The 25,046-nt window shown below is 69.7% G+C and carries 22 protein-coding genes, 2 tRNA genes and 1 riboswitch; of the genes, 12 read left to right on the top strand and 12 right to left on the bottom strand.

Annotated elements, in window-relative coordinates:
- Positions 1–322: 322 nt before the first annotated feature.
- From CXR44_RS18695 to CXR44_RS18670, 6 genes are all read right to left on the bottom strand, one after another.
- Complete coding sequence (locus CXR44_RS18695; protein ID WP_180903534.1) at positions 323–2,896, bottom strand: valine--tRNA ligase; 2,574 nt, start codon at positions 2,894–2,896, stop codon at positions 323–325.
- 108 nt (positions 2,897–3,004) lie between these two features.
- Positions 3,005–4,288, bottom strand: a complete 1,284-nt coding sequence (gene clpX, locus CXR44_RS18690) for an ATP-dependent Clp protease ATP-binding subunit ClpX (RefSeq protein WP_101787335.1) — start codon at positions 4,286–4,288, stop codon at positions 3,005–3,007.
- A gap of 174 nt (positions 4,289–4,462) precedes the next feature.
- On the bottom strand, positions 4,463–5,086 hold the full coding sequence (locus CXR44_RS18685) for an ATP-dependent Clp protease proteolytic subunit (protein ID WP_101787334.1): 624 nt from the start codon (positions 5,084–5,086) through the stop codon (positions 4,463–4,465).
- An 11-nt stretch (positions 5,087–5,097) separates the two neighbouring features.
- Positions 5,098–5,730: a ClpP family protease gene (locus CXR44_RS18680; protein WP_101787333.1), complete on the bottom strand. Its 633-nt coding sequence runs from the start codon at positions 5,728–5,730 to the stop codon at positions 5,098–5,100.
- 880 nt (positions 5,731–6,610) lie between these two features.
- Positions 6,611–8,020: a trigger factor gene (tig, locus tag CXR44_RS18675; RefSeq protein WP_101787332.1), complete on the bottom strand. Its 1,410-nt coding sequence runs from the start codon at positions 8,018–8,020 to the stop codon at positions 6,611–6,613.
- Between the two features lie 166 nt (positions 8,021–8,186).
- On the bottom strand, positions 8,187–9,053 hold the full coding sequence (locus CXR44_RS18670; protein ID WP_101787331.1) for a helix-turn-helix domain-containing protein: 867 nt from the start codon (positions 9,051–9,053) through the stop codon (positions 8,187–8,189).
- A gap of 245 nt (positions 9,054–9,298) precedes the next feature.
- Between CXR44_RS18670 and CXR44_RS18665 the strand changes: the two genes are divergently transcribed.
- Complete coding sequence (locus CXR44_RS18665; protein ID WP_245899253.1) at positions 9,299–9,760, top strand: ATP-binding protein; 462 nt, start codon at positions 9,299–9,301, stop codon at positions 9,758–9,760.
- A 98-nt stretch (positions 9,761–9,858) separates the two neighbouring features.
- Here the strand turns inward: CXR44_RS18665 and CXR44_RS18660 are convergent.
- Positions 9,859–9,932 (bottom strand) — tRNA-Pro (locus CXR44_RS18660).
- Positions 9,933–10,021: 89 nt separating this feature from the next.
- Between CXR44_RS18660 and CXR44_RS18655 the strand changes: the two genes are divergently transcribed.
- From CXR44_RS18655 to CXR44_RS18645, 3 genes are all read left to right on the top strand, one after another.
- A tRNA-Gly gene (locus tag CXR44_RS18655) sits at positions 10,022–10,092 on the top strand.
- Positions 10,093–10,324: 232 nt separating this feature from the next.
- The gene (locus CXR44_RS18650) at positions 10,325–10,954 is read left to right on the top strand and encodes a nucleoside/nucleotide kinase family protein (RefSeq protein ID WP_101787329.1); all 630 of its coding nucleotides are present in this window, start codon (positions 10,325–10,327) and stop codon (positions 10,952–10,954) included.
- Positions 10,955–11,000: 46 nt separating this feature from the next.
- The gene (locus tag CXR44_RS18645) at positions 11,001–12,314 is read left to right on the top strand and encodes a TrpB-like pyridoxal phosphate-dependent enzyme (protein ID WP_101787328.1); all 1,314 of its coding nucleotides are present in this window, start codon (positions 11,001–11,003) and stop codon (positions 12,312–12,314) included.
- Positions 12,315–12,381: 67 nt separating this feature from the next.
- Here CXR44_RS18645 and CXR44_RS42205 read toward each other — a convergent pair whose 3' ends face one another.
- The gene (locus tag CXR44_RS42205) at positions 12,382–12,459 is read right to left on the bottom strand and encodes a 50S ribosomal protein bL37 (protein WP_372513659.1); all 78 of its coding nucleotides are present in this window, start codon (positions 12,457–12,459) and stop codon (positions 12,382–12,384) included.
- A 141-nt stretch (positions 12,460–12,600) separates the two neighbouring features.
- Here CXR44_RS42205 and CXR44_RS18640 point away from each other — a divergent pair, with 141 nt between their 5' ends.
- The 7 genes from CXR44_RS18640 (at position 12,601) to CXR44_RS18610 (ending at position 20,192) form a co-directional block, all read left to right on the top strand.
- Entirely contained in the window at positions 12,601–13,380 is a 780-nt protein-coding gene (locus tag CXR44_RS18640; RefSeq protein ID WP_101787327.1) for a DeoR/GlpR family DNA-binding transcription regulator, read from the top strand.
- Positions 13,377–14,456, top strand: a complete 1,080-nt coding sequence (gene galT / locus CXR44_RS18635; protein ID WP_101787326.1) for a galactose-1-phosphate uridylyltransferase — start codon at positions 13,377–13,379, stop codon at positions 14,454–14,456. The genes CXR44_RS18640 and galT overlap by 4 nt, the downstream gene beginning before the upstream one ends.
- Before the next feature lie 70 nt (positions 14,457–14,526).
- A riboswitch (cyclic di-AMP (ydaO/yuaA leader) is annotated at positions 14,527–14,667 on the top strand.
- Positions 14,668–14,671: 4 nt separating this feature from the next.
- Entirely contained in the window at positions 14,672–15,628 is a 957-nt protein-coding gene (locus CXR44_RS18630; protein WP_101787325.1) for a VldE C-terminal domain-containing protein, read from the top strand.
- 190 nt (positions 15,629–15,818) lie between these two features.
- A complete protein-coding gene (locus CXR44_RS39505; protein ID WP_180903533.1) occupies positions 15,819–17,447 on the top strand; it encodes a hypothetical protein in 1,629 nt (542 codons plus the stop codon).
- Between the two features lie 160 nt (positions 17,448–17,607).
- Positions 17,608–18,849 (top strand): sensor histidine kinase, encoded by a 1,242-nt coding sequence (locus CXR44_RS18620; RefSeq protein ID WP_101787324.1) that lies wholly within the window; start codon positions 17,608–17,610, stop codon positions 18,847–18,849.
- A 41-nt stretch (positions 18,850–18,890) separates the two neighbouring features.
- Positions 18,891–19,487: a LuxR C-terminal-related transcriptional regulator gene (locus CXR44_RS18615; RefSeq protein WP_245899259.1), complete on the top strand. Its 597-nt coding sequence runs from the start codon at positions 18,891–18,893 to the stop codon at positions 19,485–19,487.
- A gap of 9 nt (positions 19,488–19,496) precedes the next feature.
- A complete protein-coding gene (locus CXR44_RS18610) occupies positions 19,497–20,192 on the top strand; it encodes a hypothetical protein (RefSeq protein WP_101787322.1) in 696 nt (231 codons plus the stop codon).
- 104 nt (positions 20,193–20,296) lie between these two features.
- Here CXR44_RS18610 and CXR44_RS18605 read toward each other — a convergent pair whose 3' ends face one another.
- The 3 genes from CXR44_RS18605 to CXR44_RS18595 form a co-directional block, all read right to left on the bottom strand.
- Positions 20,297–21,139 (bottom strand): hypothetical protein, encoded by an 843-nt coding sequence (locus CXR44_RS18605; protein ID WP_144069999.1) that lies wholly within the window; start codon positions 21,137–21,139, stop codon positions 20,297–20,299.
- 106 nt (positions 21,140–21,245) lie between these two features.
- Complete coding sequence (locus CXR44_RS18600; RefSeq protein ID WP_101787320.1) at positions 21,246–21,599, bottom strand: MmcQ/YjbR family DNA-binding protein; 354 nt, start codon at positions 21,597–21,599, stop codon at positions 21,246–21,248.
- A 29-nt stretch (positions 21,600–21,628) separates the two neighbouring features.
- The gene (locus CXR44_RS18595) at positions 21,629–22,930 is read right to left on the bottom strand and encodes a M50 family metallopeptidase (RefSeq protein WP_101787319.1); all 1,302 of its coding nucleotides are present in this window, start codon (positions 22,928–22,930) and stop codon (positions 21,629–21,631) included.
- A gap of 157 nt (positions 22,931–23,087) precedes the next feature.
- On the opposite strand from CXR44_RS18595, the gene CXR44_RS18590 reads away from it, so the two are divergent.
- Entirely contained in the window at positions 23,088–23,693 is a 606-nt protein-coding gene (locus CXR44_RS18590) for a response regulator transcription factor (protein WP_101787318.1), read from the top strand.
- A 181-nt stretch (positions 23,694–23,874) separates the two neighbouring features.
- Here CXR44_RS18590 and CXR44_RS18585 read toward each other — a convergent pair whose 3' ends face one another.
- Positions 23,875–24,990 (bottom strand): PP2C family protein-serine/threonine phosphatase, encoded by a 1,116-nt coding sequence (locus CXR44_RS18585; RefSeq protein ID WP_101787317.1) that lies wholly within the window; start codon positions 24,988–24,990, stop codon positions 23,875–23,877.
- Between the last annotated feature and the right edge of the window lie 56 nt (positions 24,991–25,046).

Below are 25,046 nucleotides of genomic sequence, written 5' to 3'. Positions count from 1 at the left end.
GTTGAGTTCTCAAGAAACGGACGCGTACTCCCCAGAACCTCAAGGAGGCGCACATTTCATGTCGTCCATCTTAGCAGATCCAGGCGATTCTTGTCAAACCGCCCGATCCGGCACTTTCCGGACCCGCCTCGCTTTGAGGCAACTCCCCTAACTTACCCGAACATCTAGCCCTTGTCCACTTATGCAGGTGGAGGAGGTCCGAAGATCGGATCTGTTGGTGGGAGTCGAGGGCCAACCGGCCCCGCGTGGAAAACCTTAGCAGCCCTCGCGGGGTCCGCAGTCCGTCTTCGGTAACGAATGAGCATTCCCTGGGCGGGGAGGTTCAAACCCCGAGGGCGGCCAGCTGGGCCTCGAGCCGCTCGATGTCCGCCGCCGCCTGGTCCGCCCGGGCCCTGACCTTGGTCACCACGTCCGCCGGCGCCTTGGCCATGAACTGCTCGTTGCCGAGCTTGGCGGCCACCTGCGACGCCTCCTTGCGCGCCGCGGCGAGGTCCTTCTCCAGTCGCTTGCGCTCGGCGGCCACGTCGATGGCGCCCGCGGTGTCGATCTCGACGGTCACCCCGCCCACGACCAGCCGCGCCGTCGCGGAGAACACCTCGGTCGGGTCCGTCAGGCGCAGCAGGGAGCGCGCCGCCCCCTCGTGCCGCGTCAGCATGGTGCCGTCCAGGGCGAGCCGCGCGGCCACCTTCTGGCCGGGCTTGAGCCCCTGGTCCGACCGGAACCTGCGCACCTCCGTCACGAGCTCCTGCAGCGCCGCGATCTCCGCTTCCGCGTCGGGATCGACGTAGCCGGAGTCGGGCACCGGCCAGGAGGCCACGACGATCGACTCCCGGCCCGTGACGGCGCGCCAGAGCTCCTCGGTGACGAACGGCACCAGCGGGTGCAGCAGCCGCAGCAGGGCGTCGAGCACATGGCCGAGCACCAGCCGGGTGTGCACCAGTCCCTCCCCCAGCTGGATCTTGGCCAGCTCGAGGTACCAGTCGCACACCTCGTCCCAGGCGAAGTGGTAGAGCAGGTCGGACGCCTTGGCGAACTCGAACTCCTCCAGCGCCGCGTCGGCCGCGGAGATGACGCTCTGCAGCCGGGACAGGATCCACCGGTCCGCCGCCGTCAACTCCAGGCCGTCGAGCGAACCGACCGCCGCGCCGTTCATCAGCGCGAACCGGGTGGCGTTCCAGATCTTGTTGCAGAAGTTGCGCGACCCGGCGGCCCACTCCTCGCTGACCGCCACGTCGGCGCCGGGATTGGCGCCGCGCAGCAGGGTGAAGCGTGTGGCGTCGGCGCCGTAACGCTCGATCCAGTCGAGCGGGTCGACCACGTTGCCGAACGACTTCGACATCTTCTTGCCGAACTGGTCGCGAACCATGCCGTGCAGCGCGACGACGCGGAACGGCGGCTCACCGTCCATCGCGTACAGACCGAACATCATCATCCGGGCCACCCAGAAGAACAGGATGTCGTAGCCCGTCACCAACACCGACGTCGGGTAGAACCGCGCCAGCTCCGGCGTGGCCTCCGGCCAGCCCAGCGTGGAGAACGGCCACAGCCCCGAGGAGAACCAGGTGTCGAGGACGTCGGGGTCCTGCGTGTAGCCGGCCGGCGGCGTCTCGTCGGGTCCGACGCAGACGACCTCCCCTTCGGGCCCGTACCAGACCGGGATGCGGTGACCCCACCACAGCTGGCGGGAGATGCACCAGTCATGCATGTCGTCGACCCAGTCGAAGTAGCGCTTGGCCAGCTCCGGCGGATGGATGCGGGTGCGGCCGTCGCGGACGGCGTCACCCGCGGCCTTGGCCAGCGGCGCCACGTTGACGAACCACTGCAGCGACAGCCGCGGCTCGACCACGGTCTTGCACCGCGAGCAGTGACCGACCGAGTGCAGATAGGGGCGCTTCTCGGCCACGATGAGGCCTTCGGCGCGCAGCGCGGCCACGACGGCCGGGCGGGCCTCGAAGCGGTCGAGCCCCTGGAACGGCCCGTGCGCCGTGATGACGCCGCGCTCGTCCATCACCGTCAGTGACGGCAGGGAGTGGCGCCGGCCGATCTCGAAGTCGTTGGGGTCGTGGGCCGGGGTGACCTTGACCGCGCCGGTGCCGAACGCGGGATCGACGTGCTCGTCGGCGACCACGGGGATCATGCGGCCGGTCAGCGGCACCTCGACGAGAGTGCCGATCAGGTGCGCGTAGCGCTCGTCGGAGGGATGGACGGCGACGGCCGTGTCGCCGAGCATCGTCTCGGCGCGGGTGGTCGCCACCACGATCTCGTCGGAGTAGCGGATCGAGACGAGCTCGCCCTCGTCCTCGCTGTGCTCGACCTCGATGTCGGACAGCGCGGTCAGGCAGCGGGGGCACCAGTTGATGATGCGCTCGGCGCGGTAGATGAGCCCGTCGTCGAAGAGCCGCTTGAAGATGGTGTGGACCGCCCGGGACAGCCCCTCGTCCATGGTGAAACGCTCGCGCTGCCAGTCGACGCCGTCGCCCAGCTTGCGCATCTGGCCGAGGATCTTGCCGCCCGACTCCTCCTTCCACTCCCACACGCGCTGCACGAACGCCTCGCGGCCGAGGTCGTGGCGGGACAGGCCCTGCTTGGCGAGCTCGCGTTCCACGACGTTCTGGGTGGCGATGCCCGCGTGGTCCATGCCGGGCAGCCAGAGCGTCTCGCGGCCCTGCATGCGGGCGCGGCGGGTCAGCGCGTCCTGGATGGAGTGGTCGAGGGCGTGGCCGATGTGCAGGACGCCCGTCACGTTCGGCGGCGGGAGGACGATGCTGAACGGCGCGCGTGAGCTGCCGGCGTCGGCGTGGAAGTAGCCCGCGGAGTCCCAGCGCTCGTAGCTTCGGGTCTCGACGTCGGCCGGGGTGTACTGGGTAGGCAGCTCTGGCGTTGTCACAGTGACCAATTCTAGGGACGCCGACAAGCGGAACGCCCCACGATCGTCACCGTGGGGCGTCTGCTCGACGGACTCGTGCCCGGCGGGCGCGGGATCGCGCCGAGGTCGTGGCTCGGGTCAGGCCGACTTCTCGCGCGGCGGGCGCTGCTGCTTGACGGCGAGCTGGTCGCGCGGCACGAGCGTCGGGATGGCGTGCTCCAGGACCGACTCGCGGGTGATGACCACGCGGGCGACGTCCTTGCGGGAGGGCACCTCGTACATGACGGACTGGAGCACCTCCTCCAGGATGGCGCGCAGGCCGCGCGCGCCGGTGCCGCGCAGGATGGCCTGGTCGGCGATGGCCTCGAGCGCGTCGTCGGTGAACTCCAGCTCCACGCCGTCGAGCTCCAGCAGCTTGCGATACTGCTTGACCAGCGCGTTGCGCGGCTCGGTGAGGATCTGGACGAGCGCCTCGCGGTCGAGGTTGTGCACCGAGGTGATGACCGGGAGCCGGCCGACGAACTCGGGGATCATGCCGAACTTGAGCAGGTCCTCGGGCATCACGTCGGAGAAGATGTCGACGGTGTCGACCTCCTCCTTGGAGCGGATGATGGCGTTGAAGCCGATGCCCTTCTTGCCGACCCGGGACTCGATGATCTTCTCGAGGCCGGCGAACGCGCCGCCGCAGATGAACAGCACGTTGGTCGTGTCGATCTGGATGAACTCCTGGTGCGGGTGCTTGCGGCCGCCCTGCGGCGGGACGCTCGCGGTGGTGCCTTCCAGGATCTTCAGCAGTGCCTGCTGGACGCCTTCGCCCGAGACGTCGCGGGTGATCGACGGATTCTCGCTCTTGCGGGCGATCTTGTCGACCTCGTCGATGTAGATGATGCCGGTCTCGGCCTTCTTGACGTCGTAGTCGGCGGCCTGGATCAGCTTGAGCAGGATGTTCTCGACGTCCTCGCCGACGTAGCCCGCCTCGGTGAGGGCGGTGGCGTCGGCGATGGCGAAGGGCACGTTGAGCATCTTCGCCAGCGTCTGCGCGAGCAGCGTCTTGCCCGAGCCGGTGGGGCCCAGCAGCAGGATGTTGCTCTTGGCCAGCTCAAGGCCGTCGTCTCTGCCCCGGTCGCCGGACTGCACCCGCTTGTAGTGGTTGTAGACCGCCACCGAGAGCGCCTTCTTCGCCTTGTCCTGACCGATGACGTAGGCGTCGAGGAACTCGTAGATCTCCCTCGGCTTGGGCAGGTTGTCCCACTTGAGCTCGGAGGACTCGGAGAGCTCCTCCTCGATGATCTCGTTGCAGAGATCGATGCACTCATCGCAGATGTAGACGCCTGGACCGGCAATGAGCTTCTTGACTTGCTTCTGGCTCTTCCCGCAGAAAGAGCACTTCAGCAGGTCTCCCCCGTCGCCGATGCGTGCCACCCCAGATACTCCTTTGCGTGGGACCGCCCTGCTGCCGCGATCCGTGTCCTCCGGACCCGGTCCGAACCGCTCAGGTTTCGACGTTACCGTCTTCTGGGCCCTCAGTGAGCCCCCTGGCGGCGAGTCGCACCGGAACGTGCCCTCTTGGGCAGCGCTCCGGTGCGTCACATCTCGTCAGGAAGCAACCGCCTGAGCACGCTTCTTCCGCGACGGGATGATGTCGTCGATCAGACCATACGCCTTCGCCTCGTCCGCGTTGAGAATTTTGTCGCGTTCGATGTCCTTGCGGACCTCAGCGGCGGACTTGCCGGAGTGCTTCGCGACGATCTCCTCGAGCAGCGTGCGCATGCGAAGGATCTCGCGGGCCTGGATCTCGATGTCGCTCCCCTGGCCGCCGCCCTCGGTGGACGGCTGGTGGATCAGGACCCGGGCGTTGGGGAGCGCGAACCGCTTGCCCGGGGTGCCGCCGGCCAGCAGCACGGCCGCCGCGGAGGCGGCCTGGCCGAGGCAGACGGTCTGGATCTCCGGCCGGACGAACTGCATCGTGTCGTAGATCGCCGTCATGGCCGTGAAGGAGCCACCGGGCGAGTTGATGTAGATGCTGATGTCACGGTCGGGGTCGAGCGACTCCAGCGTCAGCAACTGGGCCATGACGTCGTTGGCCGACGCGTCGTCGATCTGCACTCCGAGGAAGATGATGCGGTCCTCGAAGAGCTTGTTGTACGGGTTCATCTCCTTCACGCCGTAGGACGTGCGCTCGACGAAGGAGGGGAGAACGTAACGGCTTTCGATGTTCACTTCAGCTCCCCCTAGGAGACGGGGCCCTGCGAGGGCACCTGCCGCGCGCTGCGCACGACGTGGTCGATGAAGCCGTAGTCCTTGGCCTCGTCGGCCGTGAACCAGCGGTCGCGGTCGGAGTCGGCCTCGATCTGCTCGAGCGGCTGCCCGGTGTGGAAGGCGATCCGCTCGGCCAAGGTCTTCTTCACGTAGAGCATCTGCTCGGCCTGGATGGCGATGTCGGCGGCCGTGCCGCCGATGCCGCCCGAGGGCTGGTGCATCATGACCCGCGCGTGCGGCAGGCCGTAGCGCTTGCCCTTGGTGCCCGCGGTGAGCAGGAACTGCCCCATCGAGGCCGCCATGCCCATCACGACCGTGGAGACGTCGTTGGGGACGTATTCCATCATGTCGTAGATCGCCATGCCGGCGCTCACCGAGCCGCCGGGCGAGTTGATGTAGAGCGTGATGTCGCGGTCGGGGTCGTCGGCCGCAAGGAGCAGCAGCTCCGCGCAGATGCGGTTGGCGATCTCGTCGTTGACCTCCTGCCCGAGCACGATGATGCGCTCACGCAGCAGGCGCTGGTAGAGCTGGTCCTCAAGCCGGAAGGACGAGCCGTTCTCACGGCCTCGCGACTCAGGCTGATAGAAGGTCGGCGGGCTGGTCACAGCGTCACCTTCCGATGCGTCGTAATCGATTGGCTTTGCTTGTGACCTTAACGCGCGTCGCCCACAGGTCATGCCCGGTCCGCAGACTGTTCGCTTTCGGCGCAGGTGGGGGTCATGCCCCGCCGACGGCCCGCCACGCTCCTCCACGTGCGGGCTGCCGCCCCGCCTGCGGGTGACGTCGGCGCCGGCGGCGCCCTGGTGAAGCAGGCCCGGCGCAACTCGTCGCGCTCGGGTCCTGACGTGCCGCGTGCGCAGCTCTCCGTGGCGGGAGTCGCGGCGGTTCGGTGGGGGTCGGCCTGGTCGGGGGCGTCGCTGGACTCACCGCCGAAAGAGTCGCCCGACTCACTCTCGGGCGCGTCGCCGGACTGGCCATCGGGCGCATCGCCAGGCGGGCCATTGGGCGCGTCTCCGGTTCACCCTCGCGGGCTCGCCGGCCCGGGATCGTGCCGGGCGAGCCCGGGTGCAGTGACAGGAGCTGCCTGAGGCGTTGCCGTCCCCTTGGCTCTCCCTGAACTCGAGCCGGCGCGGCAGCGGCGTCAGGATCGTCCCCAGGACCACGCCTGCGGCAGGGGTGGACGGGCTGGAGCCGGCTGGAGGCGTCGAGCGGGAGGACGACGCAACGCACTGGGGTCGTCAGGGACGGCACCATCTGGATGCCGGTGGCACGGAAGGCGGGCGGAGCGGCCGAGGGCCCGGCCCCGCCAGGCCGTACCGGAAGCCGTCAGAGGCGACCGGCAGCGGCCACGGCACCGCCGGCGCCGTGGCCGAGAGCGCGCAACCGGCACGCGCGATCATGCAGACGGTGTGAGCGCACCCTCGTGCCAGGAGAACGGAGAAACCCCCGATCCGTAAGGACCGGGGGTTTCACTCAGCGACCGGGTCAGGCCTCGGGCTTGTCCTCGGCGGGCTTGTCCTCGGCGGGCTTGTCGCCGGACTCCTCGGCCGGCTCCTCCACGACCTCCTCGCCGTTGATCTCGGCGTAGATGGCCTTGAGGTCGACCTCGTTGCCCTCGCTGTCGACGACCTTGGCGGCGTCGCCGAGCACGGACTTGGCCTTGTCACGCACGATCTCGACCATGGCGAGCGTGAGCTGGTCGTTGTCGGCGAGGTGCTGGGCCAGCTGGTTGGGCTGGACGCCCATCTCCATGGCGCGGCGGACGACGAAGTTGGTCAGCTCCTGCTCGGAGACGCCCAGCTCCTCGGACTTGACGATCTTGTCGAGGACGAAGCCGACCTTGATGGCCTTGGCGGCGCTGGCCTCGAACTCGGCGAAGCGCTCCTCCTCCGTCGTCTGGTAGAGGCGGAAGAAGGCGTCGCGGCTCAGACCGCTCTCGGCGACCTGGTGCTCGAGGTTGTGCTTGCGGGCGTCGATCTCGGCCTTGAGCGCGCTCTCGGGGATCGGGATGTCGATCTTCTCGAGCAGCGTGTCGAGGGCCTTGTCGCGGGCCTGGACGACCTGGTCGATCAGCTTGTTGCGGTGGGAGGTCTCGCGGATGCTGGCCTTGAGCTCCTCCAGCGTGTCGAACTCGCTGGCGAGCTGCGCGAACTCGTCGTCGAGCTCGGGCAGGACCTTCTCCTTGACCGACTTGACGTTGATGATGACGTCGGCCTCCTCGCCGGCGTTCTCGCCGCCGACGAGCTCGGTCCGGAAGCTCTTCTCCTCGCCGGCGGACATGCCGCGCAGGGCGTCGTCGAGGCCCTGGAGCACGGAGCCGGCGCCCACCTCGTAGGAGACCTCGTTGGCCTGCTGCTCCTCGATGTTCTTGCCGTCGATCTCGGCGCGCAGGTCCATCACGACGAAGTCGCCGTCGGCGGCCGGGCGCTCGACGCCCGTCAGCGTGGCGAAGCGCTGGCGCAGCGCGTCGAGCTGCTTGTCCACGTCGGTGTCGGAGACCTCGGCGGAGTCGACGGTGATCTCGACGCCCTGGTAGTCGGGGACGTCGAAGTTGGGCCGGATGTCGACCTCGGCGGTGAACTCGATCTGCTCGCCGTCGTCGATCTTGGTGACCTCGATGTCGGGCTGGCTGACCGGGAACACGTCGACCTCGTCGACGGCCTGGCCGTAGAGCTTGGGCACCGCGTCGTTGAGGGTCTCCTCCAGCACCACCGCCCGGCCGAAGCGCTGCTCGATGATGCGGGCCGGGACCTTGCCAGGGCGGAACCCGGGGACGCGCACCTGCTGCGCGACCTTCTTGTACGCCGCATCCATGCTCGGGCGCAGCTCGTCGAACGGCACCTCGACAGTGAGCTTCACCCGAGTCGGGCTGAGCTCCTCGACAGCGGTCTTCACGGGGTGGTCTCCTTGATCAAGCTTCGAGTGATCGCGGGCGCGTCCATTCGGTACGGCTCACGCGCCGCGCCCACATGAGGCGCTGGGGCATGCTCCGCCATGGCGGGATCCGAGCGCCGATGGCCAGTCTAGGGCAGATGCGTACCCGACAGCGACGCCACGACGGTCAGAACTCGTCGGCGATGGTACGCAGCAGCTGGACCGTCTCGTCCGGGGTCGTGCTCACGGCGCACAGCCGCTCCATCACCACGGTGTATTTGTCCACATCCTCACGCTTGTCCAGGTACAGCGCACTCGCGAGCTGCTCGACGTACACCACGTCCGGCAGCTCGCGGTCGGGGAAGCGGAGGATGCTGAAGGCGCCGCCCTCGGCGCTGTGGCCGCCGAAGCTGAACGGCATGATCTGGATGGTGATGTTGGGCTGCCGCATCAGGTCGGCCAGATGCTCCAGCTGGGCGCGCATGACCTCGGCGCCGCCGATGGGACGCCGCAGCGCCGCCTCGTCGATGACCGCCCAGAAGAAGGGGCCGTCGGGCCGGTCGAGCACCCGTTGGCGCTCCAGGCGCAGGTCGACCCTGCGGGCGATCTCGTCGGAGGAGATGCCGGCCGATCCCGCGGTGACGACCGCGCGGGCGTACTCCTTGGTCTGCAGCAGACCCGGGACGAACTGCACCTCGTAGGTCCTGATGCGGGCCGCGGCCTCCTCCAGGCCCACGTACGCCTGGAACCACGTCGGCAGCACGTCGTTGAACCGGTGCCACCAGCCGGGCTCGTTGGCCTTGCCCACCAGGGTGATGATGGCATCGCGCGCCTGCTCGTCGACGACTCCGTAGAGCGCCAGCAGGTCGGAGACGTCACGCTCCTTGAAGCCGACCCGGCCGAGCTCCATCCGGCTGATCTTGGACTCCGACCCTCTGATGAGGTGGCCGGCCTCCTCGCGGGTGACGCCCTTCGCCTCCCTGAGCCGACGCAGCTGGGAGCCCAGGAGGATGCGCAGCGCCGTAGGGCCGGAACCCGGCTGGTTCTGCGTCACTCTTCCTCCTATCGCGGTCCGCACACACAGTGACACCACACCGACCTGTATGACAAGGTCTCAACCACGTGTCCGAAACGGATAGCCCACCCCATGACCGATCATGTGCTGCACATTGCAGGTGCACGTGCATTTGGGTCTTGCAGCAGCACGGATTCGTGTCCCATGATGGTCTAGTGCATTTTGGCCATACATGCACCAATTCAAGGGCTGCGGGAGGTATCGGCGGGATGGTGGAGGACCCCTTGGCCACTGCCGATTGCCTGCAGATCACCCGCGAGGTGGGGTTCGACCGCCTGCTGACGGCCGACGAGCCCTACACCACCTCCTACCCTCTCCCCTTCCAGGCCGACTCCGTCAAGACGGCACGGGACGTCACCCGCTCGACGCTGGCCGACTGGGGCCTGACGGAGCTGAGCGACGACGCGGCGCTGGTGGTCTCCGAATTGGTGACGAACGCGGTCCGGTACGCGATGTACGCCGGCCACCGGCGCGGCATCGAGCTGCTGCTGATGCGGGTCTCCCCGCACGTGCTGCTGGCCGTGGCCGATCCCAGCGACGAGATGCCGACCCGCAAGGAGCCCGACTTCGTCTCCGAGAACGGGCGCGGCCTGTACATCGTGGAGACGTACAGTCAGCGCTGGGGCTGGGACCCGCTGGACAGCGGCGGCAAGGCCGTCTGGGCCCTCTTCCACGCCGGCCCCTGACCGCGCAGGAGCCCCGGACAGACCGAAGGCCACTCCCCGACTCGCAGGGGGTGGCCTCTTTGCTTGCCCGGCACCGGCCCATGGCCGGTCGGACACTGTCGGGGCGACAGGATTTGAACCTGCGACTTCTTGCTCCCAAAGCAAGCGCGCTGCCAAGCTGCGCCACGCCCCGCCTCGCCGGGTACGCACGCGCTCCACAACTCCGGTACGCTTACGCCCTGACGACCGGATGAAGTCTAGACCAGACTCCGACCGGTTCGCGCGGACGTAGCTCAATGGTAGAGCCCTAGTCTTCCAAACTAGCTACGCGGGTTCGATTCCCGTCGTCCGCTCTCAACAAGAAGGCCCAGGTCAGGGAGATGATCCCGACCCTGGGCCTTACTGTTGTCGGATCTTGTTCCTCTGTCCGTGCCGGCCCCACGCCTTCACGTCCTGCGCGCTCAGGATGATGCGCCGGCGCCCGCAGCCGGTTCACATCGGCGACTGTCCCCGGTTCTGGAACGCCTGCCGAGGCGGTCGGCCGCCGGAGGGGTCGTCCGGGGCGTGCGCAGTAGGCTCGGGGCGATGCGTGTACGACCGATCTCGCCCGAGGCGCTGGTGCGGGAGGTGGCCGAGCGGATCGACGACCGGCCGCGTACGGGATGGACGCGGGTCGCCGTCGACGGCGCGCCGCCCAGCCGGCCCGGGTGGCTGGCCGACGAGCTGGTGGCGCCGTTGAGGCTGCGCGGGCGTCCCGTCGTGCGGGTGTCCGCCGCCGACTTCCTGCGGCCGGCCTCGCTGCGGCTGGAGCACGGCCGGACGGACCCCGACGTCTTCTACGACGACTGGCTCGATGTCGGCGGCCTGCGCAGGGAGGTCCTCGACCCCCTCGGGCCGGGCGGCTCGGGCCGGGTGCTGCCGGCGCTGTGGGACAGCGTGGCCGACCGGGCCTACCGCCTGCCGTACCAGAGCCTGCCGGAGGGCGGGGTGCTGGTGCTCGACGGGACGCTGCTGCTGGGCAGGGGGTTGCCGTTCGACATCAGCGTCCACCTGTGGCTGTCGGCGGCGGCGCTGGCGCGCGGGACCGGCGAGGGCGAGCGGTGGCGGCTGCCCGCCTACGCCCGCTACGAGCGCGAGGTACGGCCGGGCGGGCACGCCGACATCGTGGTGCGCGCCGATCGTCCCGGTCACCCGGCGCTCCAGGTGAGCGGTTGACGGTTCCAGGCTTGGAACGTGCCAATCCCCGGCGCAGACTGGTGCAATGACGCTTCCCAGCCACTGGTACAACATCGTCCCCGACCTGCCCGCCGCGCCTCCCTCGCCCCTTCATCCCGGCACGCGGCAGCCCGTGGGTCCCGACGACCTGGCGCCGCTCTTCCCGATGGAGCTCATCGAGCAGGAGGTGAGCACCGAGCGGTTCGTCGCCATCCCGCAGGAGGTGCTCGACGTCTACCGGATGTGGCGGCCGACGCCGCTGCTGCGGGCCCGCCGGCTGGAGCGGGCGCTCGGCACTCCCGCGAGGATCTACTACAAGTACGAGGGCGGCTCGCCCGCCGGGTCGCACAAGCCCAACACCGCCGTCCCGCAGGCCTTCTACAACGCCCGCGCGGGAGTGCGCAAGCTGACCACCGAGACCGGCGCCGGGCAGTGGGGCAGCGCGCTGGCCTTCGCGTGCTCGCAGTTCGGCCTGGAGTCCGAGATCTGGATGGTCCGCGCCTCGTACGACCAGAAGCCCTACCGGCGCTCGCTCATGCGCGTCTACGGCGCCACCGTGCACGCCAGCCCCTCCTCCGTGACGAAGGCGGGCGGCAAGGTGCTCGCCGAGCACCCCGACTCCACCGGCAGCCTGGGCATCGCCATCAGCGAGGCGGTCGAGGTGGCCGCCGCCGGCGCGGACGTGCGCTACGCGCTCGGCTCGGTGCTCAACCACGTGCTGCTGCACCAGACGGTGATCGGCGAGGAGGCGCTCGGGCAGCTGGAGGAGATGCCCGACGTGATCATCGGATGCACGGGCGGCGGCTCCAACTTCGGCGGCCTGGTCTTCCCGTTCCTGCGCGAGAAGCTGGCGGGGCGGATCGACCCGGTGATCCGCGCGGTCGAGCCGGCGGCCTGCCCGACGTTCACCAGGGGCGTCTACGCCTACGATTTCGGCGACACCGCCGGCTTCACGCCGCTGCTGAAGATGCACACGCTGGGCCACGACTTCGTGCCCGACCCGATCCACGCGGGCGGCCTGCGCTACCACGGCATGTCGCCGCTGCTGTCGCACATGTACGAGCTGGGCATGTTCGAGGCGGTCAGCAAGTCGCAGTCCGAGTGCTTCGAGGCGGGGGTGCGCTTCGCCCGCACCGAGGGCATCCTGCCCGCCCCCGAGCCGACGCACGCGCTGGCCGAGACCATCGCCGAGGCCCTGCGTTGCAAGGAGACGGGGGAGCCGAAGGTGATCCTGACCGCGCTGTGCGGCCACGGTCACTTCGACCTGGCCGCCTACGACCGCTACCTGTCGGGCGCGATGGAGGACTTCACGCTGCCGCAGTCGCGCATCGACGACGCCCTCGCCGGTCTGCCCGGCTGACCCCGCCGGACAGCGCGACAGCGCGCCCGTGGTGGACGGGAGGAGGCCGCCGCGGGCGCGTGCGCGATCACCGCGCCGTGGGGCGCTTGCCGTGGTTGGCCTTCTTCTTCTTGCGGGCCCTGCCCTTGCGCGCGCGCCTTGCCATGGCATCTCCTCGCTGGTCGGATCCGACGTGCCTCACCAACGTCTCTCGTCTCCGGCCGTGACACAAGCGACACCCCATACCTAACATTCCCCAACATTTGCATGTCATAATTTGATGGAATCTGTTGGGAGGAGCGGGGACGTGCTGGCACAGCAGCGGCAGCAGGCGATCCTCGAGCGCGTCCGCAGCGACGGCGGCGTGCGGGTCGCCGACCTCGTGCGCGAGCTCGGGGTCTCCGACATGACGATCCGCCGCGATCTCGAGGTCCTGGCCGAGCGGGGCCTGCTCGCCAAGGTGCACGGCGGCGCCACGGCCCTCGGCCCCGGATCCACGGAGGAGCCGGGCTTCACCGCCAAGTCCGCCCGCCAGCAGCCCGAGAAGGAGGCGATCGCGCGGCGCGCCGCCCGGCTCGTCGAGCCCGGCACCGCCGTCGCGCTGTCGGCCGGCACCACCACCTGGGCGCTCGCCCATCACCTGGTCGGCGTACCCGAGCTGACAGTGATCACCAACTCGGTGCCCGTTGCCGACGTCTTCCACCGCAACCCGCGCCCCGACCGCACGGTGGTGCTCACCGGCGGCGTGCGCACGCCGTCCGACGCGCTGGTGGGCCCCGTCGCGGTCGCCGCGATCCGGCGGCTGCACGTGGACACCCTGTTCCTCGGCGTGCACGGGATGAGCGTGCGGGCCGGGTTCACCACTCCGAACCTGCTGGAGTCGGAGACCGACAGGGAGCTGGTGGCCGCGGCGCGGCGGCTGGTGGTCCCCGCCGACCACACGAAGTGGAACACCGTCGGCATCAGCACGATCGCCGAACTCACCGAGGCGGACGTGGTCGTCAGCGACGCGGGACTGCCCGAGGACGCACGCCTGGAGCTGGCCGAGCGAGCCGGCGAACTGATCATCGCAGAGGGGTCGCCGTGAAGCGCACCATCACCCACCTGGCCGACGGCCGTGAGCTCATCTACTTCGACCGCCGCGACGACGCCGACCGCGGCGCGATCGACCGCCGCCCGCTCGACCCCCGGCCGGTCGCCTCGGAGCTGCGCTACGACCCGCTGACCGAGGAGTGGATCGCGATCGCGGGACACCGGCAGAGCCGCACGTTCATGCCGCCGGCCGACGAGTGCCCGCTGTGCCCGTCGACCGACACGCGTCTGTCGGAGATCCCCGCGCACGACTACGACGTGGTGGTGTTCGAGAACCGCTTCCCCTCCTTCTCCGGCAACCTCGGCGCCTACGGCGACGTGGGAGGGCTGAGCGAGGTGCGTCCCGGCGTGGGGCGGTGCGAGGTGATGTGCTTCACCTCCGACCACTCCTCGTCCTTCTCCCGCCTCACCGACGACCAGGTCGAGCTGGTCATGGAGGCATGGGCCGACCGTACGGCGGAGCTGTCCGCGATCGACGGCGTGGAGCAGGTCTTCTGCTTCGAGAACCGCGGCGAGGAGATCGGCATCACGCTGACCCACCCGCACGGGCAGATCTACGCCTACCCCTACGTGACGCCGAGGACCAGACTCCAGCTCGGCGCGGCCGCCCGCTACGCCGCCGCGCACGAGGGCCGCAGCCTGTTCGCCGACGTGCTGACGGCCGAGCGCGCGGGACCGCGGGTGGTGGCCGCCAACGAGCTGTGGACGGCCTTCGTGCCCGCCGCGGCGCGCTGGCCGTTCGAGGTGCACGTCTACCCGCACCGGCAGGTGCCCGACCTGGCGGCGCTGTCGGAGGCGGAGCGGGCCGCGTTCGCCCCGCTCTACACCTCGGTGCTGCGCGCGTTCGACGGCCTGTTCGGCGTGGTCATGCCGTACATCGCGGCCTGGCACCAGGCGCCGGTGCGCGAGCAGCGTGACCTGGGCTATCTTCACCTGGAGCTGTTCAGCATCAGGCGGGCGCCCGGCAAGCTGAAGTATCTGGCCGGCTCGGAGTCGGCGATGGGCGCGTTCGTCAACGACGTGCTGCCGGAGGAGGCGGCACGCATGATTCGATCACAGGTAGATCACTAATTGATTGCTACTTAGGCTCGCATGACCTTGGATTTACTGTTAATGTCCCTTTCGCACCGGCCGTAAAGGCCGGTGCGCCAAGCCTAATCTCGGGCGCGTCGCCCGCGAGCCGGGGACCCAAGCACCTGGGGTGAATCCACGTCTGTGGTAGGGGAACGCTACTCCCTCCCGAACCCGTCAGCTAACCCGGTCGGCAAGAGGGAGAGGAAATCCACGTGGCGGCTGCGTCCCCCGCGCGTCTTGCCATCGGTCTCACCATCGCCGCTCTCGTGGCCGCCAGCCCGGCGACCCCTGTGCAGGCCAAGCCCAAGCCCGATGAGACCAAGCTCCGCTCGGAGCTGAAGCAACTCAACACCAAGGTCGACGGACTCATCGAGAGGTACAACCTCAAGCGGGTCGAGCTGGCCAAGGCCCAGCAGGCCGCGAAGGCCGCCCAGAAGCGGCTCGCCGCCGCCGAGAAGGCCCTGGCCGAGGCCGAGAAGAAGGTCACCGAGATCGCGCAGCTGCGCTACCAGGACGGCACCCGGTCGCTGCCGACGTTCATGCTGCCGATCAACGGCGCGGGCGCAGCGGTGCTGGAGCAGCTCCTGGCCGAGCAGCAGGCGGTGGTCGACGGCTTCGCCGCCGTACGGGACGAGAGGAAGAAGGCCGCCGACGAGGCCGCCGCCCTCGCCGTCAAGATCCGTACCGACACGGCGACCGTGGCCGGTCAGCGTGACGAGGCCGAGGACGTCATCGGCGACATCGAGAAGAAGCTCGAAGACCTCGTCCCGGTCAGCACCGGCCGCCGTCCGGACGGCAGCTGGGCCCCGCAGCTGCCGTCCGGGGCCGACAACATCACTCCCCGCACCCGTGCGATGCGCGACCTGATCAAGCGGAACTTCGCGCTGCAGTTCACCGTCGGCTGTTTCCGCTCGGGTTCGAGCGGCGAGCACCCGCTGGGCCGGGCCTGCGACTTCATGATGAGCTCTGGCGGCACCATGCCGTCGACCGCCAACCAGGCGCTGGGCGACCGCATCGCGGCGTGGGCCGTGGCGAACAAGGCGAAGCTCGGCGTCAAGTACGTGATCTGGAAGCAGCGCATCAACCACGGCTCGGGCTGGAGTCCCATGTCCAACCGGGGCAGCATCACCGAGAACCACTTCGACCACGTCCACATCTCGATGTACTGAAACTAGGGAATATTGCATCTGGTGATGTATATCCACACGTCGAGATGGCGTTTGTACTGGCAGTAGCCCTGGTGTTGAGGATTCGGCTTGCTGACCTCGTCATGTCGCCTGGAGTTCCCTGAGCTGCTTTCCTTCTTGTTCTCCGGGCACCTTCTCGCATCTGATGCGAGGGGTGTTTGGGGTGAGAAGGGTGGCTGTGGAGGGGGCCGCTCATCTGGTTCTGGCCGATGGTGTGGTGCCCTTGCGCCCGGCAGAGGCTGTGTTCGAGGCAATGCTGGCTGGATGGGAGCGACAGCAGCGGGCCCGTCTGCTGGCGACCTCGACGATTCGAACACGGGTTGATCTGGTCCGCCGGTTTGCTGTGTTCACCGGGACGTCGCCCTGGGAGTGGGTTGCGGGGGACGTGGAGGACTGGGCTACGGAGCTGCTGTCGGCGCCGGATGCGTTGACGCGCTCCACGGTCCGGAACTACCTCAACCAGATCGCGATGTTCTGTGACTACATCACCGACACCCGTTACGGCTGGGCGGAACGGTGCCTGGAGTACTTCGGAACGCATCCGGTTCAGAGCTGTCACGAAGACAACATGCCGTCCCATTCCGCTCCATATGAAGGGCGGCCGGAGGTGCGGGCACTGACCCGACGGGAGCTACAGGACTTCTTCGACTATGCCGATGAGCAGGTAGTGCGCATCCGGGCGGCGGGACGGAAGGGGTGGGTGCCAGCGTTCCGGGACGCGACCGTGTTCAAGGTCCTCTACGGGTGGGGGTTGCGGCGCAGGGAAGCCGCGCAACTGGACCTCGCGGATTTCTCCCGGAACCCGAAAGCTCCGGAGTTCGGGCGTTACGGCGCCTGCTATGTGAAGTTCGGGAAGGCGGTGAAAGGGTCGCCGCCGCGGCGGCGGACCGTGCTGACCGTGTGGGAATGGCACCTCAACGGGTCCCCACTCCAGCCGGGAACGGCCTCCCGTGCGCGCGCCGGACTCGCCGCCACCAGCCGTTTTCTCACCCATTTGCGCCGCCGGGGCCGCACCCTGGCCAACTGCCGGCAGGCCGACCTGGACGCCTGGCTTGCTAGCTCTCGGCTCGCGAACAGCACCCGCGTCTTCTGGTCTAGGGCCATCAAGACCAGAAACATGCCATTTCTGGAGATCCCCACCAGGATCATGGCAGAGCCGTCCCAGTTCACCCCCGACGACCATCGATGGGCACAAGCACGACGCCTGCTGAACGAAGACGCCCTTCCAGTCGCCGACCAGGTCGCCGCGCTCCTGGTCTTGCTGTTCGCTCACCAGGTCAGCCGGATAGCCCGACTCACCCGCGGCCACGTCCACCATCGCGACGACGGACGTACCGAGCTCAGCCTCGGCACCACGAACGTCGTTCTCTCCGGCCCGCTTGCCGAGCTGATCAACCGACTTCCCACCCGCGCAGCGATGGCACTGCCCGCCACCTCCACGACGGAACCTGGCTATTTCCCGGTCGCCGGCCCGGCCAGCCCCTCCACCCCGCCAGTTTGGCCCGCCGCATCACTCAGCTTGGCATCGACGCCCGTCCGGATCGCAACAGTGCCCTGCTCGACTACGCTCGCCAGCTCCCGCCACCCGCCATCGGCCGACTTCTCGGACTTGCTCCGGGAACCGTCGATCGGTGGGCGACGATCTCCGGCGGTCGATGGGCCCGCTACAGCCAACCAACCTGACGCGGAAGGGAGGCAAGCATCGATCCGAATCAGGACTCGGGCTCCGACGTCTGGGAGAGACTGGAACGTGTGTTGGCCGAGCGGGCCGCGATGGAGGACGGCTGGCTGCCCGGGTTGACGGCGTTGCTGGGCCGCGGGCCCCATGAGCCGTGGGCGGCCGGGCGGCGTTCCCCGGTCCCGGACCGCCGCCCGATAGATAGATAGATAGTGCTAGGTCTACCCCAAGAGTCGAACCAGCGCACTGTCGGAGGTTGTGGGCGGCCGCCTAACTTGGGCGCATGACAGACACGCTGCTCCGGTCGGTGACCGAGCGACGGTTCCTGGTCTCGGCCTGGCCGTGGCGCGGGTTCGCCTACGCCGCCACGACGGCGGTGGCTGCCGGCTTTCTGTGGCTCCTGCTGGCGGTGCCGCTGTCGCCGGTGTTCTCGGCCGCCGTAGTGCTCTACACCGGGCGTACGAGTGGCCATCTGATCGTGGCGGCCAGCCTCGGGCTGGTCGGGGTTGGCCTGCTCGCACTGCTCGGCCCGCGGTTGGCGCTCGCGATGGCCCGGGCCGAACGGTGGCGGCTGCGGCTGGTCGGCGATGCCCCGCTGTCGCCCAGGCGCCTCAGCGACCTCTACACCGACCCGGCCGCCTGGCGGGCGGTGGCCTCCGTGGTGCTGCTCGGCGTCGTCGGCCCGATGTGGCTCGGGGTGCTCGGGGTCATCGGGCTGATCGTCGTCTCGACGCCGTTCTCGGTGGAGCACCGAATTTCGGTCATGGACTCCCTGGGCGGCATCGTCGGACGGGCCAGTGGCGGGCTGCTTCTGATCCCGGTCCTGCTCTACCTGACCGCGCTGTTCGGCGGGGCGCACGCTGCGCTGGCCCGGATGCTGCTGTACCCGGAGTCGTCCGAGGAACTGGTCGAGGTGGCCCGGTCCCGGACTCGGCTGGTGCACGCGTTCGACGCCGAGCGGCTGCGCATCGAGCGCGACCTGCACGACATCGCCCAGCAGCGCCTGGTCGCCCTGACCATGCAGATCGGGATGGCCCGGCTCGATCTGCCGCCTTCCTCGCCGGCCGCTGCCGCGATGGCCTCCGCGCACGACCAGGCCAAGACGCTGATGGCCGAGCTGCGTGATCTGATTCGCGGCATCAGCCCTCGCACGCTGCGGGAACTGGGCCTGCGGGCCGCGGTCGAGGAGTTGGCCGCCGCGAGTTCCCTTGAGGTACGTGTCGACGTCGCCTCGTCGCGTCTCCCGGCGGAGGTGGAGTCGGTCGCGTATGCGGCGATCTCCGAGGCCCTTGCCAATGCTGTGAAGCATGCCGCCGCTACCGAGGTCACCGTTACCGTCCGGCGCAAGGCCGACCGGCTGCTGGTCGAGGTCCGCGACGAGGGCAACGGTGGTGCCGACCCCATCCGCGGATCCGGGCTGACCGGGCTCGCCGACCGGGCCGCCGCGGCCGGGGGTCAGCTGCTGTTGTCGAGTCCGGTCGGCGGCCCGACGATCCTGCGGGTGGAGCTGCCGTGCGCGTTGTGATCGCCGAGGACTCGGTGCTGCTTAGGGAGGGGCTGAGCGCGATGCTGCCCCGGTTCGGGGTCGAGGTCATGGCCGCGGTCGGGGATTCCCCCGCGTTGCTGGCCGCTGTCCGCGAGCACCGCCCGGAGCTCGTGGTCACCGACGTCCGGATGCCGCCGGACTACACCGACGAAGGGCTGCGGGCGGCCGTCGCGCTGCGCACCGAGGATCCCAGTCTCGCGGTGGTCGCCCTCAGCCAGTACGTGCAGCACAGCTACGCCGGGGAACTGCTCGCCTCGGGTTCCGGCCGGTCCATCGGCTACTTGCTCAAAGACCGCATCGGCGATGTGGCCGAGTTCGCCGGGCAGCTCCGCCGGGTGGCCGAGGGCGGCACGGTGGTCGATCCCGAGGTCGTACGGCAGCTGATGCAGCACCGCCGCGACCCGCTCAAAAAGCTCTCCGCCCGCGAACGCGAGGTCCTCGCCTTGGTCGCTCAGGGGCACTCGAACGCGGCCGCCGCCCGGCTCCTCTCCCTGACCGAGGCCGGTGTCGCCAAGCACATCGGCAACGTGCTCACCAAGCTGAACCTGCCGGTCAGCGACGACACCAACCGGCGGGTCCTCGCCGTGCTCGCCTACCTGCGCAGCCGATCCGACTAGGAGTCCCCTTTGATCACCACCACCGCCCGGCGGCGTGACGCCGGGCTCCTCACCATGGCCGTTCTCCTGGCCGCCGCGTTCTTCCTCGCCCCGCCGCTGCTGGGCCCCGGCCGGCTTGACGACTTCCCGCGCGCCTTTGTCGCCTACTGCGCCTCAGGCGGTCCGGACTTCCCGCCCGACCTCCAGCACCTCGTCGACCACCAGTTCCGCTACTACTTGGCGCGGATGGTGATCGCACTGCCGCTGCTCACGGTGCTGGTGACACTCGCCGTCCGGCTCCGGCGGTTCCGGTTGCCGATCGGGGCGCTCGCGCTCGCCGCGGCGGTGCTGCTGATCGCCAACGCCCAGGGGGCCGTGTCGCCCTTCGGCACGCTACTGCCGATTCTGGCGTCCGGACCCGCCGACGCCGATCTGGCCGCCGTCCAGGCCCAGGTCCGCGACCAGCTTGAGAACGGCCCGGTGTCGCCCGCCCTGGACGTGATGCTCGACGAGTATGTGCGCTGGCACGTGGTGAAGGCCGTACTGGTCGGCCTCCTGGCAGCCGTCCTCATCGGCCTGTCGGTGGTGGTGTGGCGCCGGCGTCGGTGGCTCAGCCTGCTCACGGCGGTGCTGGCCGTGGCCGCGCTGGGGGTCGTGGCGGCCAACGTGACCACCGTGGCGAACCCCATCCCGCCGTTCCTGCTCCTCCTCCAGGGCAGTTGGTGAGGTCCGCGGCCACGATCAGCGCGTCGGCGTGCGGGCCGGCAGCCCACCACCCGCACCCTCACCGTTCTGGACCTCGCATGGCCGAGAAACCGGACAAATATCCACTACGCCGGAGCCCTGGGGCTACAGCGCCCTCGAGTGACGAGAATTCCCACACTCTGAATACGCCCCTCCGCCACTACCTCCAGCGCATTCCGCGAGCGGGTCGATGTGCGCGTGCCGTGGCGTGTCAGGAGGGTGGCGGTGGAGCGGGCGGCGCCGCCGGCGCACCGGGCAGCGGCGGTGAACGTCTGCGTGCCGGTGCGGAGTGTCCCGGCGTGTCTCGTATCCAGGACGTGGTCGTCCGGCCCGTCATGAGAGGTCGCCGTCAGATGTCCTGCCACCAGGTGTACCAGGGGGCCGTGCAGGTGGGCGTAGGCTTCCTCGCCGCCGACCTGCGGCGGCTCGCCATCCGGGCTGTAGGCGAAGCCGGTGGACCCGATGAGACCCGCCCCTTCGACGGCGAAGAAGAGTCCGCCGGGAATGCGCTCCGCCCCTTCCACCGGGAACAGGCCGATCCACTCGTCGTCGCGGGGCAGCGGCCCGCCCTGTGACACGGTCCGGGCGGCGGCGTCGAGCGCGGGGCGGGACAGGGTGAAGCGGGCCAGCATGGGTGCGTCGAGGTACAGCAGGCCTCCGGTCAGCACGACGATCAGGGGAGGCAGGGCCCACACCTGCCAGGCGCGCCGCAACAGGGCCAGGCGGCCTGGCCTGAACAGCATGCGGGCGAGCGTGCACAGCCAGGCCAGGCCGACGATCGCCCAGAAGACGGCGCTCGCCCCCAGCAAGGACACGTTGGAGCCCGGGATGCTCGTCGCGTAGCCGGTGACCAGGGACGCCAGCGTCGGAGGGGCGAGCGCCGCCGACCGGCTGGGACGCCATGGCGTGGCGACGGTGTCTGTGGGCACGGGGGTGATCATAGGCACCGGTTGCGGCGATTCCGTGCAGGGCGTGTGCATGCTCTGCACGAATCGCCGTCCACGGACGGCACCGTGTCTCCCACGGCCCGGCCGGTCAGGGCATGCGGGCGACCAGGGACCTGGGCGCGACCACGCGGTAGGCGTCCCTGACGATCTCCGCGACCTCCGTCCAGTCGACCTCGACGTCCAGGTGGACGCCGAGCCACCCGCGGTGTCCGACGTACGGCGGGCGGAAGAAGCGGCGCGGGTCCGCGGCCACCAGTTCCTCCTGCAGCCCGGCCGGGGCGGCGCACCAGAAGGCGAGCCGGTCGTCGTGGTGGTGGTCGGCGAAGGTGACGAACACCTTCTTGTCCCGGACGAACCAGGTCGGCTCGCCGTGGCTGAGCCGTTCGGTGGTCTCGGGGAGGGCCAGGCAGAGTCCGCGCAGCAGGTCGAGTGGGTCCTCCATGGACACGACCCTACGCGGGCGCCCGGCCGTCAGCCGGTGAGCCGCAGCGGGTTGAACAGGTCGGCGTACAGCAGCAGCCCCGCCATGATGATCATCATGATGGCCAGCGCGTAGGTCAGGGGCAGCACCTTGGCGATATCGACGTGGGCGGGCTCGGGGCGGCGCATGACCTTGGCGTAGCCGCGCTTGAGTCCCTCCCAGAGGCCGCCGGCGATGTGGCCGCCGTCGAGCGGGAGCAGCGGGATGAGGTTGAACATGCCGATGGCCAGGTTGAAGCCGGCCAGCAGGTTGATGAAGATCCCGAGCTTCTGCTCGGGTGGCAGGTCGGAGGCGAGGATCTCGCCGCCCATCCGGCCCGCGCCCACCACGCCCACCGGGCCCTCGGGGTCGCGTTCGGCGCCCGAGAAGGCGGCGTTCCACACGCCGACCATCTTCTCCGGCAGCCGGACCAGCGACACGGCGACGCGGCCGGTCAGCTCGCCCATGTAGCCGACGACCTGGCCCATGCTCTGCTTCTGCATGACCTCCGTCGGCATCACGCCGAGGAAGCCGACCTTCTCGGTCCGCTTCGGGTCGTCGAGGCGGGGGCGGTCCTCGGCGATGAGCGTGGCCTGGAGCGTCATGGGCCTGCCGTCGCGGACGATGCCGATCTGCACCGGGCCGGCGCCGTGGGAGCGGATCAGCCGGGTCGCGTCGGCCCAGGTGGCGATCTTCTGGCCGCCGAACGAGACGAGCCTGTCACCGGGCTTCAGGCCGGCCTTGGCGGCCGGCGTGGGCCGGTCGCCCGGCCGGCAGTCGGCGCGCTTCTCGGCGACCGGGATCACGCAGGTGTTGGTCTGGGGGGAGACGATGGGGGCGCTCACGGGCAGGCCGATGCCGACCAGCAGGATCGAGAAGAACACGAAGGCCAGCACGAAGTTCATCAGCGGGCCGCCGGACATGACGATGACCTTCTGCCACCACTTCTTGCGGTAGAAGACGCGGTCCTCGTCGCCCGGCCGCACCTCTTCGAGCGCGGCCTGCCGGGCGGAGTCGATGAGCCCCTGGAACGGGCCGGTCGAGGAGCCGCGCAGCCGCGTCGGGTCGTCACCGGGGCGCGGCGGGAGCATGCCGATCATGCGGATGTAGCCGCCGAGCGGGATCCACTTGATGCCGTACTCGGTCTCGCCGCGGCGGAAGGACCACGCGGTGGGGCCGAAGCCCACCATGTACTGCGGCACGCGGATGCCGAAGCGCTTGGCCGGCACCAGGTGACCCAGCTCGTGCAGCGCGATGGAGGCCATCAGCCCGACGAAGAAGATGCCGATCCCCGCGACGTACAGCCAGTCCATGTAGGCGTGCTCCAGGTAGGCGGAAAGGTCCCGACAGCCCTCCAGACTAGTCGAACTCTCCCCTCCTGAACGGCTTGCGCCCGCTTTGCGGAATCGACAGACTGCGTTGACAGTATGCGATCATACGATCACCCTGGGGCATGGGGAAGGGAGCGCCTTGATCCGGATCCTGGTCGCCGAGCACCTGCCGCTCGTCCGGCGGGGCCTCGTCGCCTCCCTCGGCGCGGAGCCCGATCTGCGTGTCGTGGGCGAGGTGGGGCACGCCGACGACCTCGTCGCCGCGGCGCTGGCCGGCGGCGCCGACACCGCGGTCGTCGATCTCGACCTGCCCGGCGCGGGCGGCGTGCCGGCCGTGGCGCGGCTGCGCGAGCAGGCGCCGGGCTGCCGGGCGCTGATGCTGTCGGCCCGGCCCAGCCCCGGGCAGGTGCGCCGGGCGCTGGCCGCGCACGCGCTCGGCTTCATGAGCCTCGACGTGGCGCCGGAGCAGCTCGCCGACGGGCTGCGCCGGGTCGCCGCCGGCCACCGCGCCGTGGACGCGGAGCTGGCGGTCGCCGCCCTGCAGGCGGCGGTCAACCCGCTGACGCGGCGCGAGCTCGACGTGCTGCGCATCGCGGCCGGCGGCGCGCGGTCGGCGGAGATCGCCGACGAGCTGTTCCTGTCGGTCGGCACCGTGCGCAACCATCTGTCGCGCATCATGTGCAAGACCGGGGCGCGCAACCGCGTGGACGCCGTGCGCATCGCCAGCGACTCGGGCTGGCTCTGACCACGTCCGCCGGTACGGGCGGTGCGAGCCGGGCCCCGGAAGGAGCCGCGCCGCTCCTCCGGGGCTCGGGTCATGGGCGAGCACCATGAGCATCCCAGCGGCCACGGGGCCGGACCAGTGACGTCGCGCACGATCTGAGGGTGTACGAGCGCACGGCCGGACCCATGACGAACGACACGGGTCAGGGGCGCCAGACGAGCACCAGCGCGCAGTCGTCGTTGTGGCCGGAAGCCATGGCGTTGACCAGGGCCCGGGCGCCGTCGCGGAACCCCGACGGCAGCAGCCGCTCGGCCTCGCCGAGCAGCCGGTCGAGTCCGGCGTCGATGTCGCGGCCCGGCTGCTCGATCAGCCCGTCGGTGTAGAGCAGCAGCGCGTCGCCCTTGCGCAGGGTGCCGCGCTCGGGCTCGCAGTGCAGGTCGGGTACGACGCCGAGGACGACGCCCTTGGCGGAGGCGACCTGCCAGCTCCCGGTGCCCGCGTCGAACTTCACCACGGGCGGATGGCCGGCCGAGGTGATCGTGTAGTCGCCGGTGGTCAGGTCGAGCCGGACGTGCACGGCGGTGACGAACCCCTCGTCGCCGCGCTGGCGGTGCAGGTAGGCGTTGCAGGCGGGCAGGAAGTCGTCGACGGAGCCGAGCAGCCCGCCGAACGTGCCCGACAGCAGCAGGGCTCTGGTGCCTGCGTCGACGCCCTTGCCGGAGACGTCGACCAGGGCGATGTCCACCTGGTCGCCGTCGCGCATCGAGACCAGGAAGTCGCCGCCGAAGGAGGAGCCGCCCGCCTGCTTGAGCACCACCTTGGCGCCCCAGTCCTTGGGCAGCGGCGGCAGCTCGCCCTGGCTCTTGAGCCTGTCGCGCAGCTCCAGCAGCATGGCGTCGCCGCGCAGCCCCTGAACGCCGAGCTTGCCCCGGGTGCGCGCCATGAGGACCGCGAGCACGGTGGTGAACCCGATCGTCACCATGAGACCGACGCCGATGCCGCCCGGCCCCAGGGTGAGGGCGATGTAGCCGAGCGCGACGGCGACCGCCGTGAGCAGCTTGGCCAGGCTGGTCAGCCGGAGCTGGAGTCCGCCCACCAGCGTGATGAGGATGAGCAGCGACGGCGAGAACCACTCGGTGGACACCCGCGCGGCGAGCGCGCCCACCACGAGGGTGAGTATGATCAGCGTCACCGTCAGGTTGCGGTCACTGGCCAGCAGCCCCTTGCGGAGCAGCCGGACGGCGGGCACCAGCAGCGGCACCCGCACGAGGAACGCGCGGAGCCGTGGCGGGATGAGCGGCGCCGGACGGGAAGTCATGATGCGCCTGACTGTATCGGTCTGGCCCCTCTTTGGGCATCCCACTTGACCAATGC

This window comes from Nonomuraea indica, assembly GCF_002850745.1.
Lineage (GTDB): Bacteria > Actinomycetota > Actinomycetes > Streptosporangiales > Streptosporangiaceae > Nonomuraea > Nonomuraea indica.
This window is presented reverse-complemented; position numbering and strand designations above follow the sequence as displayed.